General features: G+C 59.7%; 16 protein-coding genes. 14 read left to right on the forward strand and 2 right to left on the reverse strand.

Translation table 11 applies throughout. The features are described from left to right. The first annotated feature begins 9 nt into the window (after nt 1–9). From ligA to rlmD, 7 genes are all read left to right on the forward strand, one after another. Nucleotides 10–2,019 carry an NAD-dependent DNA ligase LigA gene (gene ligA / locus FD02_RS06295; protein ID WP_056951217.1) on the forward strand — a complete coding sequence of 670 codons (2,010 nt, stop codon included), beginning with the start codon at nt 10–12 and terminating at the stop codon, nt 2,017–2,019. 8 nt (nt 2,020–2,027) lie between these two features. After that, on the forward strand, nt 2,028–3,182 hold the full coding sequence (locus FD02_RS06300; RefSeq protein WP_054721796.1) for a CamS family sex pheromone protein: 1,155 nt from the start codon (nt 2,028–2,030) through the stop codon (nt 3,180–3,182). A 111-nt stretch (nt 3,183–3,293) separates the two neighbouring features. After that, nucleotides 3,294–3,590, forward strand: coding sequence for an Asp-tRNA(Asn)/Glu-tRNA(Gln) amidotransferase subunit GatC (gene gatC, locus FD02_RS06305; RefSeq protein WP_056951220.1), 297 nt, complete (start codon nt 3,294–3,296; stop codon nt 3,588–3,590). A gap of 1 nt (nt 3,591) precedes the next feature. Further along, entirely contained in the window at nt 3,592–5,046 is a 1,455-nt protein-coding gene (gatA, locus tag FD02_RS06310; RefSeq protein WP_056951222.1) for an Asp-tRNA(Asn)/Glu-tRNA(Gln) amidotransferase subunit GatA, read from the forward strand. Further along, nucleotides 5,046–6,476, forward strand: a complete 1,431-nt coding sequence (gene gatB / locus FD02_RS06315; protein WP_056951224.1) for an Asp-tRNA(Asn)/Glu-tRNA(Gln) amidotransferase subunit GatB — start codon at nt 5,046–5,048, stop codon at nt 6,474–6,476. Before gatA ends, gatB begins: the two co-directional genes overlap by 1 nt. 13 nt (nt 6,477–6,489) lie before the next feature. Next, the gene (locus tag FD02_RS06320; RefSeq protein ID WP_156408272.1) at nt 6,490–7,500 is read left to right on the forward strand and encodes a diacylglycerol kinase; all 1,011 of its coding nucleotides are present in this window, start codon (nt 6,490–6,492) and stop codon (nt 7,498–7,500) included. Nucleotides 7,501–7,815: 315 nt separating this feature from the next. Next, nucleotides 7,816–9,186, forward strand: coding sequence for a 23S rRNA (uracil(1939)-C(5))-methyltransferase RlmD (rlmD, locus tag FD02_RS06325; RefSeq protein WP_056951227.1), 1,371 nt, complete (start codon nt 7,816–7,818; stop codon nt 9,184–9,186). Between the two features lie 41 nt (nt 9,187–9,227). Here rlmD and FD02_RS06330 read toward each other — a convergent pair whose 3' ends face one another. Next, on the reverse strand, nt 9,228–12,002 hold the full coding sequence (locus FD02_RS06330; protein WP_056951229.1) for a cation-translocating P-type ATPase: 2,775 nt from the start codon (nt 12,000–12,002) through the stop codon (nt 9,228–9,230). 504 nt (nt 12,003–12,506) lie between these two features. On the opposite strand from FD02_RS06330, the gene cdaA reads away from it, so the two are divergent. From cdaA to glmS, 4 genes are all read left to right on the forward strand, one after another. Further along, the gene (cdaA, locus tag FD02_RS06335) at nt 12,507–13,349 is read left to right on the forward strand and encodes a diadenylate cyclase CdaA (RefSeq protein ID WP_056951231.1); all 843 of its coding nucleotides are present in this window, start codon (nt 12,507–12,509) and stop codon (nt 13,347–13,349) included. Next, the gene (locus FD02_RS06340; RefSeq protein ID WP_054723138.1) at nt 13,349–14,383 is read left to right on the forward strand and encodes a CdaR family protein; all 1,035 of its coding nucleotides are present in this window, start codon (nt 13,349–13,351) and stop codon (nt 14,381–14,383) included. Before cdaA ends, FD02_RS06340 begins: the two co-directional genes overlap by 1 nt. 18 nt (nt 14,384–14,401) lie before the next feature. Continuing rightward, entirely contained in the window at nt 14,402–15,760 is a 1,359-nt protein-coding gene (gene glmM, locus FD02_RS06345) for a phosphoglucosamine mutase (RefSeq protein WP_056951233.1), read from the forward strand. A gap of 559 nt (nt 15,761–16,319) precedes the next feature. Beyond that, the gene (gene glmS, locus FD02_RS06350; RefSeq protein WP_056951235.1) at nt 16,320–18,128 is read left to right on the forward strand and encodes a glutamine--fructose-6-phosphate transaminase (isomerizing); all 1,809 of its coding nucleotides are present in this window, start codon (nt 16,320–16,322) and stop codon (nt 18,126–18,128) included. A gap of 48 nt (nt 18,129–18,176) precedes the next feature. Here the strand turns inward: glmS and FD02_RS06355 are convergent, their stop codons facing one another. Then, nucleotides 18,177–19,967, reverse strand: a complete 1,791-nt coding sequence (locus FD02_RS06355) for a M3 family oligoendopeptidase (RefSeq protein ID WP_056951237.1) — start codon at nt 19,965–19,967, stop codon at nt 18,177–18,179. An 86-nt stretch (nt 19,968–20,053) separates the two neighbouring features. Between FD02_RS06355 and FD02_RS06360 the strand changes: the two genes are divergently transcribed. From FD02_RS06360 to FD02_RS06370, 3 genes are all read left to right on the forward strand, one after another. Further along, on the forward strand, nt 20,054–20,533 hold the full coding sequence (locus tag FD02_RS06360; protein WP_056951240.1) for a VanZ family protein: 480 nt from the start codon (nt 20,054–20,056) through the stop codon (nt 20,531–20,533). A 78-nt stretch (nt 20,534–20,611) separates the two neighbouring features. Further along, entirely contained in the window at nt 20,612–21,346 is a 735-nt protein-coding gene (locus FD02_RS06365; protein ID WP_056951242.1) for a YebC/PmpR family DNA-binding transcriptional regulator, read from the forward strand. 185 nt (nt 21,347–21,531) lie between these two features. Beyond that, entirely contained in the window at nt 21,532–23,106 is a 1,575-nt protein-coding gene (locus FD02_RS06370; RefSeq protein WP_056951244.1) for a PucR family transcriptional regulator ligand-binding domain-containing protein, read from the forward strand. Nucleotides 23,107–23,288 lie beyond the last annotated feature (182 nt).

A 23,288-nucleotide genomic window follows, 5' to 3' on the forward strand; every position in this document is an offset into this window, starting at 1 on the left:
GAGGACATCATGGCAGCCTATACGCAGGAGTCGGCCGCGCCGGTCATTGCGGCGCTGGTCACGAAGCTAAATACCTGGCGGCGCGAATACTACACTAATGATGCGCCGAGCGTCGAGGATAGCGAATACGACGCGACTTACCGCCAGCTGCAGGAACTCGAGGCGCAGTTTCCCGCGCTGATTCAGCCGGACTCGCCGACGCAAGCCGTGGGCGACGTGATCAATCCGGCCTTCACCAAGGTGCCGCACGCGGTGCCGATGCTGTCGATGGGTGATGTGTTTTCGCTGGGCGAGCTGCAGGACTGGGCCGCCCGGTTGCAAAGCGGCGTGGATGAAGCCGTGGCGTACAACGTCGAGTTGAAAATCGACGGGCTGTCGCTGTCGTTGGTGTATGAACAAGGCCGCCTGGTGCAAGGCTCGACGCGCGGGGATGGCAACATCGGCGAAGACGTGACGCCAAACGTGTTGACCATCGCCGACATTCCCCACACCTTACCGGAGCCGCTGGACCTCGAGGTGCGCGGCGAATGCTACATGCCAAAGGCCGCCTTTGCCAAGCTCAACGCCGCCCAGGAAGCCGATGGCGCCAAGCCGTTTGCCAATCCGCGCAACGCGGCGGCGGGGTCGTTGCGCCAACTCGACGCGGCGGTGACGGCCAAGCGCGAGCTGGCCACGTTCATGTACACGCTGGTGGCGCCGGAACAATACGGCGTGACCACGCAGCACGAGGCGATTGCCTTCATGCGCCGGCTGGGCTTTGCGACGAATCCCAGCTCGGTGGTGGCCCAAGACCTCGACCAAATCGACGCCTACATCACGACGCAAACCGCCGACCGCGACGCGTTGAGCTACGGCATCGACGGCATCGTCGTGAAAGTCGACAGCCTGCCGCTGCAGGCGCAACTGGGCAACACGGTGAAGGTCCCGCGGTGGGAAATCGCCTATAAGTTCCCGCCGGAAGAGGCGGAAACCGTCGTCCGCGAAATCGAGTGGACCATTGGCCGCACCGGCGTCGTGACGCCGACTGCCGTGATGGATCCGGTGCAGCTGGCCGGCACCACGGTGGCCCGGGCGACGTTGCACAACGCCGACCTGATTGCCGAAAAGGATATCCGCATCGGCGACACGGTGATGCTACATAAGGCCGGCGACATTATTCCCGAGGTTTCGCGGGTGGTGCTCGCCAAGCGGCCGGCGGGGCTGGCCCCAGCCCCGATTCCAACCAACTGTCCGAGTTGCGGCCAGCCCTTGGTGCACCTGGAAGACGAAGTGGCCTTGCGCTGCATCAACCCGATGTGCCCGGCGCAGGTGCAAGAGCAGCTGACCCATTTTGCCTCGCGCAACGCGATGAATATCGACGGCCTCGGCCCGAAAATCATCGCGCAACTCCTGAGCCTGAAGCGGGTCAAGGACGTCGCGGACCTCTACCGGCTGACGGCAGAGGACTTGAGCCAGCTCGACAAGTTTAAGGCCAAGTCCATTAACAATCTGTTAAACGCCATCGATCGCTCGCGCCAAAACTCGTTGGAACGGCTATTATTTGGGTTAGGCATTCGCCACGTCGGCGGTAAGGCCGCGCGGCTGCTTGCTGAGCACTTCGGCGACATTGATGCGTTGATGGCCGCGGACTTTGACACGGTGGCGGCGATTGACCATGTCGGGCCGATCATCGCCGACTCGGTGGTGACCTATTTTGCCAAAGCCCCGGCCCAGGAGCTGATTCGCGAGCTCGCGGCCGCCGGGGTCAACTTGACGTTCACCACGGCAGTGGCGGCGGTGCCGGCGGATTCACCGGTGGCGGGCAAAACCGTCGTCATCACCGGCAAGTTCACCGCGTGGTCCCGCCAGGCCCTCACCGCGCAGCTGACGGCGCTGGGCGCGAAGGTGACCGGCTCGGTGTCGAAAAAAACGGATCTCTTGGTGGCCGGGGAGGCGGCCGGCAGCAAGCTGGCCAAGGCCCAAAGCCTGCAGGTCCCCATTATGAACGAGGCCGAGATCCAGGCGGTCCTAGAAAAGTGAGGCGCTCCATGAAGAAATTGTTTGTGCTGTTGGCCACCGCGGCTACGCTGATGTTGGCCGCTTGCGGCAAGCTCAGTTTTGATTCGGATACCACCAGCACGGCCAAAAGCGGCACGACTACCGGCGCGTACCAAACCACCGGCACGGTCGACAACTCGATGTACCAAGGCGTCATCAAGAACGGCCGCTACCAAACCAGCTCGGCGCGCGGCTTACAGCTGACGCAAAACACCCAAGGCAGCAACATGTTCAACGTCAAAAGCATGGAAAACGGCTTGTTGACGCTGGCCAAGCAGCAGTTTTCCACCAGCAAGTACGTGTTCCAAGAAGGCCAGCTGCTGTCGACGGCGACGGCCGAGAACTGGCTGGGGCGGCAAAGCAAAAGCAATCCCACCGGCTTAAACCCCGCCGATAACGGCAAGAATGGCGAAACCACCCGCGCGCCGATTTACCTGCAGACGCTGTTGGAGCAAGACTTCATGGTGCAAGCCGGCAACAAGCTGAACCTCGGCGGCGTCGCGATCGCGCTGGGCCTCAACGAATACGACTATTACACCAAAGAACAATACGGCGCCACCTACACGACGCACATCGGCGATGCCGCGCTGACCAAGCAAGGCAAGGCGATGGCGCAAACCGTTGTGAACCGCCTGCGCAAGCTCAAAGGCGTCGGCAACGACACCCCGATCATCATCGGCCTGTACAAAAACGCCGGCGCCGATTCGCTGGTCGGCGGCACCTTCATCGATTACGTCGTCAGCAAGTCCGGCACGAGCCTGGGCAGCTGGAGCAACGTCAACGAGAAAAACCAGGTCCTGCCGACGGTGGAAAACGCCAAGCCAATCAACCAAACCGTGGCCGACGACTTCGACAACTTCAAGGACAAGGTGCAAAACTTCTTCCCGACGCTGGCCGGGGTGACGGCGCAGACGCATTACACCAACAACAACCTCACCGGCATGAACGTGACGATCAACACGCAGTTTTACGGGGAAAGCGAGATTCAAAGCTTTACCCAGCTGGTGGCCACCAGCGCCACCAAGTACCTGCCGGCTGGCGTGAAGCTCGAGATCACGATTCAATCCACCGGCGGGGTGCAGGCCTTCATTGCCCGCGAAAGTGGCAGCAAGGGCTTGTACACGCACGTCTTCAGCAGTTATTAACCCTCGAGGTGGCGACGCAGGTTGCCGCCTTTTTTCGTTCGGCCGTGGGCTCGCAGCGCGCATTGGTATGGTAGAATAAACTCAGTTTGCAAGAAAGAAAGTGGGGATCACATGATCAGCAAAGAAAGCGTGGCGCATGTCGCCGATCTCGCGCGACTCAGCTTCACTGAACAGGAATTGCAGGAGTTCACTGGGCAACTCGATGAAATCCTCGGCATGGTGGCCCAACTCGATGAAGTCGACACCACCGGCGTGCCGGCGACGACGCAAAGCATTGCGTTGAACAACGTGATGCGCCCCGATGAGGCCACGGCGCCAATGAGCCCCGACGCCTTGATGCAAAACGTGCCGACGCACAAGGGCACGTTGATTCAGGTGCCGGCCATCATCGACAAGGAGGAAGACTAGCGTGGACTTTTTCAAGCATGATTTAGCAGCGATTCACACCCAGCTGGTCAACGGGGACCTGCGCACCAGCGACTTGGTGCGCGACACCTTGGCCGGGATTCACGCCACCGACGCCGACTTGGCCGCCTTTATCAGCGTCAACGACGACGCTGTGGCCGCCGCCGAAGCGCAAGACGCGGCGGGCATCAAAGCCGACGCGCCGCTGGCCGGGATTCCGATTGGCATCAAGGACAACATCGTCACCAAGGGGCTGACCACCACCGCGGCGTCGAAAATGTTGGCCAATTTTACGCCGATTTTTGACGCGACCGTGGTGGAGAAGCTTCACGCGGCCGGGGCCATCACCGTCGGCAAGTTGAACATGGATGAATTCGCCATGGGCAGCTCGACGGAAAACTCGGCGTTCCACCCGACGAAAAACGCCTGGGATCACAGCCGGGTGCCTGGCGGTTCGTCAGGTGGCTCCGCGGCGGCCGTGGCCGCCGGCGAGATTCCCGTCGCGCTGGGCAGCGACACCGGCGGCTCGATTCGCCAGCCGGCTGCCTTTAACGGCATCGTCGGCATGAAGCCGACGTATGGCCGCGTGTCGCGCTGGGGCTTGATTGCCTTTGCCTCGAGCCTCGATGTCATCGGGACCTTGACGCGCACGGTGCGCGACTCGGCCACGGTGCTGAATGTCATTGCCGGCCACGACGACCGCGACGCCACCAGCGCCACTGAACCCGTGCCGGATTTCACCGCCAAAATCGGCGACAGCATCAAGGGGATGCGCATCGCCTTGCCTGAGGAATACTTAGGCGAAGGCGTCGATCCCAAAGTCACCGAGCGGATTCAAGCCGCGGCCACGCAGTTGCGCGCACTCGGCGCGACGGTGGAAACCGTCAGCCTGCCACACACCAAGTACGCCGTGCCGAGCTATTACATCATCGCCAGCTCCGAGGCCAGCTCGAACCTGCAGCGCTTCGATGGCATTCGCTACGGCTTTCGGGCCAAGGACGTCAAGAATCTGGACGATGTTTACGTGCGCTCGCGCTCCGAAGGCTTCGGCCCCGAGGTCAAGCGCCGCATCATGCTGGGGACGTTTAGCCTGTCCGCCGGGTTCTACGATGCCTACTTCAAAAAAGCCGCGCAGGTGCGCACGCTGATTGCGCAGGACTTCGCCAAGGTGTTTGCCGATTACGACCTCGTGATGGGGCCGACCACGCCGACGCCGGCGTTTAAGCTGGGCGAGCGGGTCAGCGATCCGGTGACGATGTACATGAACGACATTCTCACCATCGCGGTGAACCTGGCGGGGCTGCCGGCGATTTCCGTGCCGGCCGGTTTTGTCGACGGCTTGCCGGTGGGGCTGCAGCTCATCGGCCCGCAATTCGCCGAGCCGACGATTTACCAGGCGGCCGCGGCGTTTGAGGCGGCCAACGACTATGTGGCTCAAATCCCGGGAGGTGCGCGCTAATGAATTTCGAAACCACGATCGGGTTGGAAGTCCACGTCGAACTCAAGACCCATTCCAAAATGTTTTCGCCGGCGCCGGTTAGTTATGGTGCCGAGCCCAACACGCAAACCAACGTCATCGACTGGGGCTTCCCCGGCGTCTTGCCGAGCATCAACAAAGGCGCCTACAGCTACGGTTTGATGGTGGCGCTGGCGCTGCACGCCGACATCACGCGGCAGACCCATTTTGACCGGAAGAATTATTTCTACCCGGACAACCCGAAGGCCTACCAGATCACGCAAAACGAACAGCCGCTGGCCACCAACGGCTGGATCGAAGTCGAAACCGACAACGGCAAGAAGCGCATCGGCATTGCCGAGCTGCACATCGAAGAAGACGCCGGGAAGAACCAGCACGATCCCGATGGTTATTCCTATGTCGACTTGAACCGCCAAGGCACGCCGCTGATCGAAATCGTCTCCAAGCCCGACATCGAAACGCCGGAGGAGGCCTACCAATACCTCGAGCAATTGCGGCAAATCGTGCAATTCACCGGCGCCTCCGACGTCAAGATGGAGGAAGGCTCGATGCGGGTGGACACCAACCTCTCCGTGCGGCCTTATGGACAGGCGGATTTTGGCACGAAAACCGAAATCAAGAACTTGAACTCCTTCAACCACGTCCGCGACGGCTTGGCCTATGAGCAAAAGCGCCAGATTCAAACGCTGATGGCCGGCGGCATCATCCAGCAGGAAACGCGCCGCTGGGACGTCGACAAGAAGGAAACGATTCTGATGCGGGTCAAGGAAGGCGCGGATGATTACCGCTACTTCCCAGAGCCCGACTTGCCGCCGGTGACGGTGGACGACGCTTGGATTCAAGAGGTCCAAGCCGCCTTGCCGGAAAACCCGGCGCAACGTCGCGCCCGCTACGTCAACGAGTGGGGGATTCCCGCCTATGACGCCGGCGTCTTGACGCTGACGCTTGAAATGGCGAACTTCTTTGAGGAAACCGTGGCGGGCGGCGCCGATCCGAAGCTGGCTTCCAACTGGCTGATGGGCGAAGTCTCCGGTTACCTGAACGCCGAGCACCTTGAGCTTAAGGACACGAAGCTGACGCCGGCGCACCTGAGCAAAATGATTCAGCTGATTGAAGACGGTACCATTTCCAGCAAGATCGCCAAGAAGGTCTTCCAGCAAATCATCGCCAACGACACCGACCCAGAGGAATGGGTCCGCGCCAAGGGCATGGTGCAGGAATCCGACCCGGCGGTATTGACGCCGATTATCACCGCGATTCTGGATGCCAATCAGCAAAGTATCGACGACTTCCACAACGGCAAGGACCGCGCCGTTGGGTTCTTGGTCGGCCAAATCATGAAGCAAACTCACGGCCAGGCCAACCCGAAAGTCGTCAACCAGATCCTCATGAGTGAAATCAAAAAACGTTAGACTGAGAGGTTGCATCATGCCACGTGCGCGGTTAATTTATAATCCAACTTCTGGTAACGAAGGCATGCGCCGCTATGTTGCCGATATTTTAGACGTGTTGGAACAAGCCGGCTACGAAAGCTCGGCCTTCCAAACCACCCCCAAACCGTTTTCTGCCAAGCAGGAAGCCGCTCGCGCCACCGCGGCCGGCTTCGACTTGATTGTCGGCGCCGGCGGGGATGGCACGATCAACGAGGTCATCAACGGCATCGCCCCGGCGCCGCACCGGCCGAAGCTCGCCATCATTCCGGCGGGCACGACCAACGACTACGCCCGGGCGCTGCGGATTCCCCGCGATGATCCGGTGGCCGCGGCCAAGCTCGTCTTGAAGGGACAGACCCTAGCGATGGACATTGGCCGCGCCGGCAAGCATTACTTCATGAACATTGCCGCCGGGGGCTTGTTAACCGAGCTCACGTATCAGGTGCCGAGCGAATTCAAGTCGATTTTCGGCTACTTTGCCTATGTCGTGAAGGGCGCGGAGATGTTGCCGGCGGTGTCGGCGGTGCCAATGCACCTTGAGTACGACGACGGCGTGTATGACGGCCCCGCCAGCATGTTTTTGCTGGGGATGACCAACTCGGTCGGCGGCTTTGAGCAAATCGTGCCGGACTCGGCACTCGGTGACGGGACGTTTTCGCTGATTGTGGTGAAAACGGCCAACCTTGCCGAAATTCTGGTGCTGATGGGCAAGGTCTTAAACGGCGGCAAGCACGTCGACGATCCGAACATCATTTACACCAAAACCGCCAAGCTTTCCGCCACGCGCACGGATGGCGAGCCGATGAAAATCAACCTCGATGGCGACTACGGTGGCGTCACGCCGATGCAGTTTGAAAACCTCAAGCAGCACATCGAAATGTTCGCCAACGTCGACGAGATTCCCAAGAAAAATCTCGGCCCCGACGTGATCCCGGCCAGCTACATGGCCGAAATCGAGGAAGTCGCGCACCACGACGTCGATGGCGATGGGAAGATTGGCTGAGGAAAGCCGGCTCGCAATGAGCCGGCTTTTTTGGTAGACTGAATCGTGCTCGCCGGGGCAAAAGGCTGCACACAAGTCCACCTAGCACTCGAAAGGCAAAGAGCGCCTTTCAAGCACTAGGCGGCGCCTGTGCTCCGCCTTTTACCCGCCACCGCTCACAACTTTTACTTAATCGTGCTCGCAAGCCCAAGGGACTCCGCGTAGGTCCACCTAGCACTCGAAAGGCAAAGTGCGCCTTTCAAGCACTAGGCGGCGCCTACGCTGCGTCCCTTAAGCGGGCTTGCTCACAACTTTTTCCAATAGGAGGATACCTGGATGGCAGTCGAAACAGCCCCGGTAACGAAGAATCAAGAACTGACGGTGACCATCACCGATTTAACTTATGAAGGCATGGGCGTCGCGAAGGTGGGGGACTTCCCGCTGTTTGTCGCGGCGGCCTTGCCCGGCGAAGAAGCGCTCATTCATGTCGTGAAGCTGCAGAAACATTTCGGCTTCGCGCGCGTGGTGAAGCTCCTGAAGACTTCCCCGGATCGGGTGGCCCCGCGCGATCACGCATATGCGCAGACCGGCATCGCGCCGTTGCAGCATTTGGCCTATCCGGCGCAGTTGAAATTCAAGCAGCACCAGTTGGAGAATGTGTTTGAAAAGCAGCACCTGGCGATTACCGTGAAGCCGACGCTGGGGATGGCGACGCCAAGTGGCTACCGCAACAAGGCGCAGATTCCGGTGCGGTTGGTGAATGGCGAGCTCACCACCGGTTTTTATAAGCAGCGCTCGCATGACTTGATTCCGCTGGAAGATTTTTATATTCAAGATCCGGCCATCGATGCCGCGATTATCGTCGTGCGGGATTTATTGCGCCAATATGGTTTGACTGCTTATGACGAGCGGACCAACACGGGCTTGGTGCGGCACATCATGGTGCGGCGCGGGTATTATTCCCACGAGCTGATGATTGTGCTGGTGGTCACCAGCTGGTCGGTGCCGCACCTGGACACGATTGCCCAAGCGCTCGCCAAGCAACTGCCGGAGCTTGCGAGCTTCATGTTGAACCTCAACGACCAGCGCACCAACGTCGTGTTAGGCCGCAAGTCGCGCGTCGTGTCGGGCAACGATTACCTCACCGATCAGCTGTTGGGCAACACCTTTCATATTTCCGCGCCGAGTTTTTATCAGGTCAACCCGCAGCAAACCGAGGTCTTGTACGGCCAGGCGATTGCCGCGGCGGGGCTCACCGGCAGCGAAACCGTCATCGATGCGTATTCCGGCATCGGCACCATCAGCCTGGCGCTGGCCAAGCACGCCAAGCAGGTCTACGGCGTGGAAGTCGTGCCGAGTGCCGTGGCCGACGCGAAGAAAAATGCGCAGCTGAATGGCTTAGATAACGTGACATTTACGCTGGGCAAGGCCGAAGAGGTCATGCAAACCTGGCGCGAGCAGGCGTTACCCGTCGACGCCTTGGTCGTGGATCCGCCGCGCAAGGGCTTAGCGCCGGAGTTTATCGCCGCCACCGGCGTGTTGTTGCCGCCGCGCATCGTCTATGTGTCCTGTAACCCGGCCACGCTGGCCCGCGACATCGCGGCGCTGACCGAGTTCGGCTACAGCGCCACGACGACGCAACCGGTCGATATGTTTCCGCAAACGACGCATATCGAGTCGGTCACCGTATTGACCCTCACCAGATAAAACAAGCGCCGCCTCAACTCGAGGCGGCGCTTGTTTTCACATTAGGCTCGGGCGTGGCGCCTGCGCACCAGCGCCTTTCTGCCTTCTTCAAGCAAGAAGAGCGGAATTGGAATGATGATCAGGAACAACCAGTCGCTTAACGCCAGCGGGGCGGTGTTGAAGACTTCCTGCACGCCTGGGGTGTACACCAGGAATGCCAGCAACAAGACTTCAAAGGCAATGCCGAACCAGACGCGGCGGTTGGAGAAGATGCCCGCCTTGATGACGGACTGGGAAATCGTCCGGCAGTTGAGTGCCGCGGCGATTTGCGAGAAGACGATGGCGGCCAGCACCATGGTGGTGGCCCGCGAGTACGTCAACCCGGTGGCGGCCAACGCGCGCGCCGGCCAGCCGGCTTGCATGTTGACGAAGAAGTAGGCGATGGTCGAGACCACGCTGGCCAGCAAGCCGTACCAAGCAAACGCGGTGAACAAGACGCGCTTATTCATCAGATGCGCGGTGCGGGCGCGCGGCGGCTGGTGCATGATGCCCGGCTCGGCTTTTTCGGAACCTAAGCCAAGTGCCGGCAGCATGTCGGTGCCGAGGTCGACGGTGAGAATCTGCATGACGGTCATCGGCAGCGGAATCAAGCCGCGGGAGAATAGGAACAAGACACTCGGGATGGCTTCCGGCACGTTACTGGTGAGGATGTAGGTCAGGAACTTCTGCAAGTTGCTGTAAACCGTGCGGCCTTCTTCAATGGCGGCCACGATTGACGCGAAGTTGTCGTCGGTGAGGATCATGTCGGCGGCGTCCTTGGCGACGTCGGTTCCGGTGACGCCCATGGCCACCCCGATGTCGGCTTTCTTCAAGGCCGGCGCGTCGTTCACGCCGTCACCGGTGGAGGCGACGATTTCGCCGTTTTTCTGCAAGGTGGAGACGATTTTATACTTTTGTTCCGGGGCGACCCGGGCAAAAATGATTTCACCCTTCAGCGCCTCTTGGAGCTCGGCTTCGCTCATCGCGTCGAGCTCGGTGCCGGTGACGACGCGCGCCTTGTCCGAGGTCAGGCCGATTTTCACGGCGATGGACTTGGCGGTCAAGGTGGAGTCGCCGGTGACCATGATGATCTTGATGTTGGCGTCGTGGCACTTGGCGATGGCGTCGTAAATTTCCGGCCGCGGCGGGTCGGCCATGATGGTCAAGCCGATGAAGGTCAGCTCCTCTTCGACGCTAGCGATGGTCAGGTTGTCGAGTTGCTTTTGCTGATCGGCTTCGGCCGGTACTTCGCGGTAGGCGACCGCCAGGCTGCGCAGGCCCATTGCCGCATATTTGCGGTTGGCCGCGTCGATGTCTTGCTTATCTTGAGCGGTCAGCGGCCGGTTTTGCCCGTGGTCGATAATCGTCGTGCACTGCGGCAGCAAGTCGGACAGGCTGCCCTTCACGCAAAACGACAAGGTGTGAGCGTCGTGTTGGTGCACGGTGCTCATGCGCTTGCGGTCGGAATCAAACGGGAACTCGCGCAGCCGTGGGGTTTGCTTGGCAATCTTGGCGGTGTCAAAGCCGGCCTTTTCGGCGAGAATGACCAGCGCCGCTTCGGTTGGCGTGCCCAGCAGTTTCGGCTGCTTGGTGGCCTTGTCCATTTCGACGGCGGTGTCGTTGTTCAAGGCGGCAACGCGAATCAGTTTTTCCAGATCCGGGTCGTCTTGCCAGGTGTACGGCTTGTCCGCTCGGCGAATGTGACCGTTGTTGACGTAGCCTTGGCCGGTGACCTCATAGGTGCCGCTGGCCAGCCACAGGTGGTTGACGGTCATTTGGTTTTGCGTCAGCGTCCCGGTTTTATCGGAACAAATCACCGTGGTTTCGCCCAGCGTCTCGACGGAATTCAGGTCCTTGACCAGCGCGTGCTTCTTGGCCATGCGCTGCACGCCTTGGGCCAGGCTCAAGGTAACGGTCGGCAACAAGCCTTCAGGAATGAAGGCGACGATCATACCCAGCGCGAAGATGAAGGACTTGGCGACGGGGTAGTGGACGAAGAAAATCGCCGCGATGAAAAACGCGATGCCGATGCCAATGGCAATCATCGAGATCTGCTTGGTCAAGCGGTTGAGCTCGATTTGCAAGGGGCTGGCGTGCTTGGTTTGTTGCTGGGTGAGGCTAGCAATCTGGCCAAACTCGGTGTCCATCCCAGTGGCAAAGCACACGGCCTTGGCGGTGCCGGCGCCAACGGTGGTGCCGGCGTAAATCAGGTTGCTTTCGGCAAATTCGCCGTCGCCGGCATCGTACTTGGTGTACTTAGACTCGGGGACGGATTCGCCGGTTAACGCGCTTTGATCGACTTGCATCGACGTGGCTTCTAGCAAGCGCGCGTCGACGGGGACGGAATTGCCCGCCTGCAAGGTAAAGACGTCACCAGGCACGAGCTTGGTGGCGTCCAGCTTGGTCAATTTGCCGTCGCGGTACACCTGCGTGTAAGTCGGCAGCATGGCCATCAGGGAATTGGTCGCCTTTTTGGCCTGGAACTGCTGCCAAAACGAGAACACGCCGTTGATGATATTGACGAGCCAAATGGCGATCCCGAGCTCCAAGGTGCCGGAGAGAATCGCAATCAGTCCGGACACCCAAAGCAATATGGCCATCAGGCTCGTAAAGTTCTTCAGGAATACTTTCAGTTGTGAATCGCCGACTTCACGATGAATCGTGTTATCGCCGTAACGTTTTAACCTGGCGTCGGCTTCTTCGGCAGACAACCCAGTAGCACTGGATTGCAAGGTCTGAAGCACCGCCGCATTATCGGCGACGGCATATTGTTGACGCTTTTTTTCTGATGCACTCATTTAGATACCCAGCCTTTCTGGACAACTGTTTGTCCCTATTTTAACGCGTTGACCCCAAGGTGCACGACTTTTCGGATGGAATTCAAAATATTCACCTAATCAGGCGACACGCGACCAATCCACGCGGTGGCCGGCTTGGGGGCGTGGTATAATACAACCATCTATGGTCCGGGCTCACACGATGGCCGGATCTGAGGTGGGCGGGCAAGGCGCGGGAGTTGGGGCCTTCGCTCACAACTTAATCGTGTTCGCCGGGGCAAGAAGCTACACATAGGACCACCTGAGCACCGAAGCACAAAACCCGTGCTTCAGCACTCAGGCGGCGCCTACGCTCCGTCCGCTAACCGCCTTCGCTCACAACTTAACCGTGTTCGCCGGGGCAAGAAGCTACACATAGGACCACCTGGTCACTGAGTCGCAAAGTGCGCGACTCACCGCCCAGGCGGCGCCTATGTTCCGCTTCTTACCCGCCCCGGCTCACAACTTACATTTTGGAGGTTTCGCATGCCGAAAATGATTGCCGACCTGTTGACCTGGTCGACTGTGGCAAATATTATTGATATTTTGGTCGTGTGGTATGTTGTGTACCGCTTGATCATGCTGATTCGCGGCACCAAGGCCGTGCAGCTGTTAAAAGGAATCTTCATCATTGCCATCATCAAGATTCTGTCTTGGTTCCTGCAACTGGAAACCGTCGGCTACATCATCGACATGATCATTACCTGGTCGGTGCCGGCGATGGTGATTATTTTCCAACCCGAGATTCGGCGGGGGCTGGAGCACTTGGGGCGCGGGTCGATGTTGCCGTGGCGCAAGGACACGGCGCATGAGGTCGAAACGCGGATGGTGCGCGAGCTCGATAAGGCGATTCAGTACATGAGCAAGCGCCGCATCGGAGCCTTGATCACCATTCAGCAAAACACCGGGCTCGAGGATTATATCGAAACCGGGATTCCGCTTGACGCCGACGTGTCTGGGGAGCTACTCATCAACATTTTTATCCCCAACACGCCGCTGCATGATGGCGCGGTGATTATTCGCGACAATCGCATCGCCGTGGCCGCCGCCTACCTGCCGCTGTCCGAAAGCAACATGATTCCCAAAGAGTTGGGCACCCGGCACCGCGCGGCGGTCGGCATCAGCGAAGTGACCGACGCCTTGACGATTGTCATCTCCGAGGAAACCGGCGGCGTGACCGTGACCAACAACAACCACCTGATCCGCGACTTGAGCCGCGAGGATTACCTGAAGTTGCTCACGGCGCAGCTGGTGCCGGCGCCGGAAACCGATGCCAACCCGGTGGCGACATTTTTCAGTGACCTGACTCACAAAGGAGGCAAGCGCTGATGAAATTCAACTGGAATGCAATTTGGGACAGCAAATGGTTTTACCGCGTGCTGGCCTTGCTGCTGGCGGTGGGGTTGTTCGCGTATGTCAACGCCGAGCACTACAGCAACACGCGCCAAAGCGCCAACAACGACAGCACGATTACGGCCACCAGCAAGCGGACGCTTAGCGTGCCGCTGCAACTGAACGCCGACACGGATAAATATTTTATTACCGGTTATCCCAGCAAGGTCAAGGTGGCCATCGAAGGCAGCAACTCCTTGGTCACCGTCACCAGCAACACGCAAAATTTCCGCGTGATTGCTAACCTGAAGGGCCTCGGCGTCGGCAAGCACAAGGTGACGTTGAAGCAAGAGGGCCTAAACAAGGGGCTGACGTATTCGATCAAGCCCAAGACCATCACCGTGAACATTCAAGACCGCCAGACCAAGACGATGCCGATTCAAGTCAAGTACAACAAGGACAGCATCGCGCCAGGCTACTCGGTCGGCACGCCAAAACTGGGCGCGGCGACGGCCGAGATCACCGGGGCCAAGGGCGAAATCGACCGCGTTTACCAAGTCGTTGCGAGCGTCGTGTTGAAGCGCAACACCACCAGCTCGGTGAACCAAACCGTCATGCTGCAAGCCCTCGACGAAAAAGGCAACACGGTCAACGTGGTGACGAGTCCGGAAACGGTCAACGTCCATCTGCCGGTTTCGCTGCCGAGCAAGCAAGTCGATTTGGCGCTGACGCAAAGCGGCAAGGCGACAAAGGGGTATAGTTATGACTTGAGCAGCAAGACTGGGCAAGTCACCCTGTATGGCAGCAAGGAAACGCTGGCCAAGCTCGACACCTTGGCTTTGAAGGTCGACGTCACGGGGATTACCCGGACGACCACCAAGGAAATCCGCATCGGGGATGCGCAGCCGAACCTCGTGGCCAGCGACCCGACTACCGTGAAGGTGACCATCACCGTCACGGCCACCGACGACGCGAAAAGCGCCAGCTCCAGTGCGAGCTCAAGCGCCAGCTCCAGTAGCGATCAAGATTAGGAAATGAGGAAAGTTAAAATGACAAAGTATTTTGGCACCGATGGCGTCCGTGGCGTCGCGAACCAGGAATTATCACCCGAATTGGCCTTTCGCCTCGGCCGCTGCGGCGGCTATGTCCTGACGCAACACGCTGAAAGCGACCACCAGCCCTTGGTCTTGGTGGCCCGCGACACCCGCGCTAGCGGCGAAATGTTGGCCTCTGCGCTGACGGCCGGCTTGCTGTCCGTGGGCATCGAGGTGTTGAACCTCGGCGTCATCACCACGCCGGCCGTTGCTTACCTGATCAAGGTCCAAGGCGCCGCCGCCGGGATCCAGATTTCCGCGTCGCACAATCCGGCCGCGGATAACGGCATCAAGTTCTTCGGCCCGGATGGCTACAAGCTGTCCGACGACACCGAAGAAGAAATCGAAGCCTTGCTCGACGCGCCGACGGATGAGCTGCCGCGCCCGGCGGCTGAAGGCTTGGGCACGGTCGCCGATTATCCAGAAGGCGCCTTGAAGTACACCCAGTTTCTGGAGCAAACCTTAAACGACAACCTCGCCGGCATTCACGTCGCCTTGGATGCCGCCAATGGCGCCACCAGCGGCCTGGTGTCTCGGCTGTTTGCCGATTTAGACACGCAGTTTGACACGATGGCCACCAGTCCCGACGGCATCAACATCAACGCCGGCGTCGGCTCGACGCATCCTGAGGCCTTGGCCAAGTTCGTCGTAGACAAAGGCGCACAGGTCGGCTTGGCCTTTGACGGGGACGGCGATCGCTGCATCGCCGTCGACGAAAACGGCGCCATCGTGGATGGCGACAAGATCATGTTCATTTTGGCCAGCGCGATGAAGGCGGCCGGGCGGCTCAAGCACGACACCGTCGTCACCACGGTCATGAGCAACCTCGGCTTGTACAAGGCCCTGGCGGCCAACGACATGCAGTCCGTTCAAACCGCGGTGGGCGACCGCCACGTCGTCGAAGAAATGCGCAAGAATGGCTACAACATCGGGGGCGAACAATCCGGCCACGTGGTGCTGTTTGATTACCACAACACCGGGGATGGCATGCTGACCGGCATCCACCTGTTGAACGTGATGAAGCAAACCGGCAAGTCCTTATCCGAACTGGCCGCGGCGGTGCACACCTACCCGCAAAAGCTGGTGAACATTCCGGTTGCCGACAAGGACAACTGGCAAGCCTATCCGGCCATTCAAGACGCCATCACGGCGGTGGAAACCGAAATGGGCGATGAAGGTCGTGTCTTGGTTCGCCCCAGCGGCACGGAGCCGTTATTGCGGGTGATGGCCGAGGCCCAGACGCAGGATTTGGTGGACCAATATGTCGATCAAATTGCCGAAGTGGTCAAGCGGGAAATGGGCCAGGCCGAGTAAGCGACCGATTGGCCGGTTGACGGGTGTTCACGAATCGTCACCAGTGGTCACGATTCGTGAACAAAAAAGGCCATTTGCCAAGCGAAAACCTACCGCGATTTTTGGCCGAAAAGCCAACCGGGACGCGGGATTCAGCCGCTTGGCCCCGATTTTTCCGGCGGATTTTGGGCGCTGAGCTGCCCAGTTATCCGGTGAACGGGCGTATTCAGCGCCAGAATGCGCGTCAATTTTTTGAATGAATCGCGCTAACGCATGAGCGACTTGCGTTAGCGCGATTTTTTTACGGTTCGCCCGGGCTTGGCAAACCCGAAATTGCTGCATAAAAACGACTGTGCACCGTCTGTTCATTCAGAATTTATGCAGCGGCCAGTAAAGTGCCCAGCATGAGCATTTTCCAAAAAATGATCGTGGGTTTAGACCAATTTAAGGAAAACTAAGTATACCAATCTTCAGAAACGACTTGACAGGCCCGACTCATCAGGTTATATTTGCTAACATCAACCGACAACCAATTACGGGAATCGGCCTAAACCAATTATGAGATGAAGGATGGGATACTATGTGTGGAATTGTTGGCGTCATTGGCAAGACGGATGCGACGGCGGTGTTGCTCGGCGGCTTGAAGCGCCTCGAGTACCGGGGGTATGATTCGGCGGGCGTGTACGTCAACGACCAGGCTGGCCACGATCACCTGGTGAAGGCCGTGGGCAAAATTGCGGCGCTGGAAGCGGCAATCGGCCCCGACGTGCAAGGCGTGATGGGCATCGGCCACACGCGTTGGGCCACCAATGGCAAGCCTACTGAGGCCAACGCCCACCCGCATGTTTCTAACGACGAGCGCTTCTACCTCGTGCACAACGGCGTCATCACCAATGCCGCCGCGTTGCGCGCCGAGTACTTAAGCGACGTCACGTTTGCCAGCGACACCGATACCGAAGTCGTCGTGCAACTGGTGGCCGCTTTTGCCCGCGCCGGCGAGGCCACCAAGGCCGCCTTTCGCCACGCCTTGCAGCTGCTGGACGGCTCCTACGCCTTTGCGTTGGTCGATCGCCTCGACCCGACGGCGCTGTATATCGCCAAGAACAAAAGCCCCTTGCTGATTGGCAAGGGGGCTGGGTTCAACGTCGTGGCGTCAGACGCGTTAGCGATGCTGGACCAAACCGACCAGTTCGTCGCGTTAAACGACGAGGAAATCGTGACCTTGACCAAGACGGCGATTCAGATCGAGACGCTGGCCGGCGACCCGGTCACCCGCGAGCCGTTTACGGTGCACCTCGATGCGCACGACACCGGCAAGGGCACCTACGAGTATTACATGCTCAAGGAAATCGACGAGCAGCCAGCGGTGATGCGTCGCCTGGTCGCCACCTACACCAAAGACGGCGCCGTGCAGTTGCCGGCCGCTTTGCTCAAGGCGCTGGCCGGCGCCAGCCAGCTGGTCATCGTGGCGGCCGGGACGAGCTACCACGCCGGGCTGGTCGGCCGCGGCTTGTTCGAATCGCTAGCGGGGATTCCCACCAGCGTCGAGTTAGCCTCTGAATACGGCTACCACCAAGGGCTGCTGACGGCCAAACCATTTTTCATCTTCCTGACGCAAAGCGGGGAAACCGCCGATATTCGCCAGGTGCTGGTGCAGGTGAAGGCCAAGGGTTACCCGAGCCTGACCATCACCAACGTCGGTAGCTCGACATTGGCCCGCGAGGCGGACTACGCGCTGGAGCTCCACGCCGGTCCGGAAATCGCCGTCGCGTCGACGAAGGCCTACACGGCGCAGGTCGCCTTGCAGGCGCTGGTGGCCAAGGGGCTCGGCGTGGCGTTAGGGCAACCGGCCGCCACGGCCTTCGACGTCGTGCATCAGCTGGGGTTGGCCGCCGCCGGCCAACAAGCCTTGATCGACCAAAAATCTCGGCTGCATGAGCTGGCCCGTGACTTGTTTGCCACCACGCGCAACGCCTTTTACATCGGGCGCGGCACAGATTATTACATCAGCTTGGAGGCGGCGCTGAAGCTCAAGGAAATCTCCTATGTGCAAGCCGAGGGGTTTGCCGCCGGTGAATTGAAGCACGGCACCATTGCCTTGATCGAGCAAGACACGCCGGTGGTTGCCATCATCACCGACCCGGCCACCGCCGCGCATACCCGCAGCAACGCCGAAGAAGCCGCGGCGCGTGGCGCCAAGGTCCTGTTCATCGCCGCGCGAAGCGAAGCCGAGCCGAGCGATCAGCTGATCATTCCGGACATTGACCCGCGCCTGTCGCCGCTGTTGACGATTATCCCCGGGCAACTACTGGGGTATTACACCAGCTACGACCGCGGCTACGATGTCGACAAGCCGCGCAACCTCGCCAAGTCCGTCACGGTTGAATAACCTAAAAAGCACCGCGCGCAGATTTTTGCGCGCGGTGCTTTTTATTGGTTAAAGATATTGTTGGCTCAAGTCGATGAATTGTTGGGCGTCCTTGGCGGCGAGGTCGATGCCTTGCTGCCAAAAATCCGGTTGGGTCAAGTCGACGCCGAGGTGCTTTTGCGCCAATTCCTCGGTGGACATGTTGGCCGTATCCTGCAACAAGGCGATGTAGGCGGCTTCGAAGTCGCCGCCGCCAGCTTGCGCCTTGGCGTAGATGCCGCTCGAGAACAGGTAGCCGAAGGTGTACGGGAAGTTGTAAAACGCCACGTCGGTAATGTAGAAGTGGAGCTTGTCGGCCCAATACATCGGGTCAAAAGTGCTGATGCCACCGGCGTAACCTTCTTGTTGCGCGGCGGTCATCATCGCCTTGAGTTCCGGCACCGTCACCGTGCCGTGTTGGCGAGCGTCGTAGAACTTGCGCTCAAACAAGTAGCGGGCGTGAATGTTCAGCAGCATCGCCAACGGGTTGCTCATTTTCGCGTCGAGCAAGTTCAGCTGCTCGGCGGGAGAGGTGGCGGCCTTGACGGTCGCGTCGGCGACGATCAACTCGGCAAACGTCGAGGCGGTTTCGGCGACGTTCATCGCGTAGTCGCGGCGCAGCGCCGGGAAGTCCTTCAAGACGCTGTTGTGAAAGGCGTGGCCGAGCTCATGGGCGATGGTGGAGACGCCGGACGCCGAGCCGTCGAAGGTCATGAAGATCCGCGCCTCTTTGGTATCGGGGACGCTGGTCATGTAGCCGCCGGCGCGCTTGCCCGGCCGGTCTTCGGCTTCGATCCAGCCATGTTCAAAGGCGTGCTGCGCAAAGGCGGCCATTTTCGGCGAGAACTTGCCGAAGTTATCGATGATAAACTCGGCGGCTTCATCGAAGGTGTAGGTCTTGGGTTGATAATCGCCCACGACCACCGGGGCCCACTGGTCGTACCATGGCATGCTGGCTTGGCCTTGCAGCTTGGCTTTTTGCTGAAGGTAGGCGACGAATGGGGCCTTGTTGGCGCTGACCGTGCCCCACATTTGGTCCAAGGTGGCGCGACTCATGCGGGTGGTTTCCAGCGGCTTTTGCAGGTAGTCGGTGATGCCATGCGCACGGTAGTTGGCCAGGCGGAAGCCGGCGAGGTGGTTCAGCGTGTCGGCAAAAGCCGGCGCATTCTTGCTCCAAGTCGCCTCCCAGCGGGCAAAGGTGTCCTTGCGATCGGCTTCGTCCAGGCTAGATTCGAAGCGGTTTTGCGTTTGGCCCGCCGACAGCTCGCTGCCGTCTGCCATGGTGAAGCGCTGCTCACCGGACAACAGATCATAGTGGTTGCCCCAGCCTTGGAAGCCGTCGATGGCCAGATTGTTGATGAGCGCTTCAGAGGCGTCGTCGAGCAATTCCTGGCCGTGTTGGCGCAGCTCGGTGAGGTTAAAGGCGATGGTGGTGAAGGCCGAATCGGCACACAACCGGGCAAAATCGTCATCGCTCATGGCCACGAGTTTCTTTTGCAGCGCCGTGGTGGCGGCCGCGGCAGCGGTGGCGACGGTTTGGACCTGATTCATCACGACGCCGGCTTGTTCGTTGGCGGTATCGGCGGATTGAATCATGTTGGCAAAGGTACCGGCCGTGCTCAGCCCGTTTTCGACGTCTTCCAGCGTGGTCAGAATGGCGCTGAGCTTGGCAAAATCCGGGGCGCTGGCATCCCAGTCGGCGATGGCACTGGCCACGGTCGGAATCTCCGCGGCGACGGCTTGGATGCGGGCCTGCAGTTGGGGTGACGTGATGCCCCCGGGGAAAATGGACTCGAGGTCCCAATTGATTGGATAACTCATAGATGCCTCCTAGATTTCACAGAATAGTCTCATTCTACGCGTGATGGCGGCAATATGGTATGCTAAATCTCGTGGAGGTGGGGAAAATGCGCAAGCAACGCAAGTGGTGGCTGGTGATGGGCGCCGTCGTCGTCGTGTTGTTCATCAGCTCCAGCATGACCTATGGCCAACAAACTTTGATCCCATTATTGCAGCGCCTGCTAGCCCGCCAGCCCGGGCGGGGGCTGCTGAGCGGCATCGACTTCACCTATGCCGGCACGCGGATTTCCATTCGCCACCTCGGCTATTTTGCCTTCATTGAATTTTTCCTGCGCAAGTCGGCGCATGTCGCGATTTATTTTCTGCTTGGGCTCGCCGGCAGCTTCGGGTTGCAAAAACGGGTGACGCCGACTTGGCTGCGCGCGGTGCTGACGGTGCTGGCCTGCGCCGGCGTGGCGGCGTTTGATGAGTTTCACCAGCTCTTGACCGGGGGCCGCTCGCCCTTATTTCAAGACGTGATGCTCGACACGGTCGCCGCGGCGGTGGCGGTCGGGCTCGGCTTGCTGCTGACGCGGCGGCGCCGTTAATTCCGGTGGCATCGCTGGGTGCAGTTTGGTATACTACTATCGGTACATTTCCATATCATCTACGAAAGAGGGTTTATCATGTCAGGACACAGCAAATGGCATAATATCCAGGGCCGTAAGAATGCTCAGGACGCCAAGCGTGGCAAAATTTTCCAAAAAATCTCACGGGAACTTTTTATGGCTGCAAAGCAAGGTGGTTCTGACCCCAACAACAACCCTGCCCTTCGGTTAGTAATGGATAAGGCTCGCGCGGCTAACATGCCTAAGGACAACGTGAAACGGGCGTTGGATAAGGCGGATGGCGGCGACACGACGCGTTACGATGAAGTGACCTATGAAGGGTATGGCCCAGGCGGTGTTGCCGTCTTGGTTCATGCCTTGACGGATAACAAGAATCGGACCAGTTCCAGCGTCCGCGTGGCCATTACTCGCCATGGCGGCACGATGGCTGGGGCCGGCGCGGTGGCGTACATGTTCAACCGCCGCGGCTACTTCGTGATCGATCGCGAAGACCTGGACGTCACGGAAGATCAAATGTTGGAAGCGGTGCTGGAAGCCGGGGCCGAGGACTTACAAACCAGTCCGGAAGCCTTTGAAATCTACACCGATCCTAAGGACTTCGCGGCCGTGCGCGATTCGCTAGAGGAACAAGGCTTCAAGTTCTCTACCAGTGAGTTGACCATGGTGCCGCAAAACCTGACGCCGGTGCCGGCAGACAAGGTCGAAACCATGCAAAACATGATCGACGCCTTGGAAGACGACGATGACGTGCAAGACGTCTACACCGCCGCCGACTGGCCGGACGAAGACTAGCGCAGCGAAGAAAGGCGGTTTGAATCCGCCGGGTAGCCTAGCTAGCTGTTCGGATTCAGCCTTTCGCAGCGACACATTACTGAAATCACCAAGCACATGACCGCGGTCATGTGCTTTTTTGTTTGCCGCCCCGTTGCATTTTTCCCTGATAACGTTAAAATGGCGCCAATGCAGGAGGTGGCATCATGACAGTGACGATTGGCGATTGTTTGCGCCTGCCCGCGTTGCGCGGGGCGAATTTACTCACCGACGCGCGCGGGCTCGACTGGCCGGTGACGGCGGTGTCGGTGTTGGAATATTCCGAGGTGACCCCGATTCAACAAACCCTCGTCGACCAGATTCACTACCAAGGCCACGAGCTTGTGCTCACGGCCTTCGCCGACGTGCGCGACAACGTCACCGCCCAGTGCGAAAACATTCGCCGGCTGAAAAGCCAAGGCGACACCGGCTTGGTGTTGTTTTACGTCGGCATCTTGATGCCCAAGGTCGACCCGCTGGTGGTGGCGCTAGCCAATTCGCTGGATTATGCCATCATCATGATGCCGCTAAACGACCCGCACCCGGCGTACAGCGAGGTGATCAGCGACGTGATGCAGGCGATTTTTCTCGACCACATGCACAACCCGATGTTTGCCATGGATCTGCTGGAGCAGGCGACCAAGCTGCCGCCGGCGCAACACACCGTCGACACCGTGGTGCGCATGGTGGCCGACCGGCTACACGTCGGCGTCGCGTTGTTCAACCGCGACGGGCAGGTGATCACGGCGTGTGCCTGGCCGACGACGGCCAGCGAAGACTGGGGTGCCTTTGCCCGCGTCCATTTCGACGCGGGGACCGCGCCGCTAGACGCCCGCCACCAATACTGGGAGAAAGTCTCGGATGATCCGCGGCTGGGCACTGTGTGGCTGCTGTTGCTGCAAGACGGCGGCACGCTAGACGTCTATGCGCGCGGCGAGGTGGTGTCGACGCTACAAATCGCCTTGAATCTGTGGGGCCAAAACCCGACGGCGATGAGTCGCGGCGCGTTGCTGTCGGCCATCATGGCGGGGGACCCGGTGCAGATTCAGCGGCTGGCGGCATTTTATCACGTGGCGCTGGCGGATCTGCGCCAAGGCTGGCTGATTCCGCAGTTTACCGGCCAGGACCGCGCGCGCCAGCAAGGCCAGCTGGTGGCGCTGGTGGGCCAAACGGCGCCGGTGGCCCTGTGTGAACGCTACGATAATTTATTATTTCTGTTTCCCCGCGGCCACCTCGCACCGGGGGCCATGCAGGCGGTGAGCGCGAAGTTGGCGGCCGCCACTAAGGCCTGGGGCTACCCGGTGCCGCCGGTGGTGTGTCCCGTGCTGGCGGATGTGGCGGCGTTGAAGGCCGCCGCGGCGCTGGTGAAAACCGCGGCGATCGACGCGACGAAGATTTTTCCGCGCCGGGCCACGCTGAGCCTCGGTGACTTGCGGCTGGCTGCGCGGTGTCGCGCGGCGATTGGCACGGGGGCGGCCGAGAACGCCGCCAAGCGCGCCGCGGCGCGCCAGCTGGTGGGGCTGCCCACCGAGCCGACGCTATTTGACACCGCCAGCGCCTACTTGTTGGATTGCGATGGCAAGGTGGCGGCGGTGGCCCAGCAGCTGTTCGTCCACCCCAACACGGTGAGCTATCGGCTGCACAAGTTAAGCACGCGCCTCGGCTTCACGGTGGGGGCGATGCCAGATTCCGACTGGCTCTACGAGTTGGCCGGCAGTGAGCGATTATTAAGTGAATCATGAGAGACACCGGTCAAGATTGGGGGAATCCCCAATGCGGCCGGTGCTTTTTTGTGGCCAGCCATAATGCCATTAAAAGGTGATGAGCGTACACTGTAACACCAATGGAGTATAAATATTAATTCAAACGCCGAATGTTTGTGATTTGTCTGGTATTTATACGAGTAATATTCATAATCAGCGTT

The organism is Lacticaseibacillus nasuensis JCM 17158, from assembly GCF_001434705.1.
GTDB lineage: Bacteria > Bacillota > Bacilli > Lactobacillales > Lactobacillaceae > Lacticaseibacillus > Lacticaseibacillus nasuensis.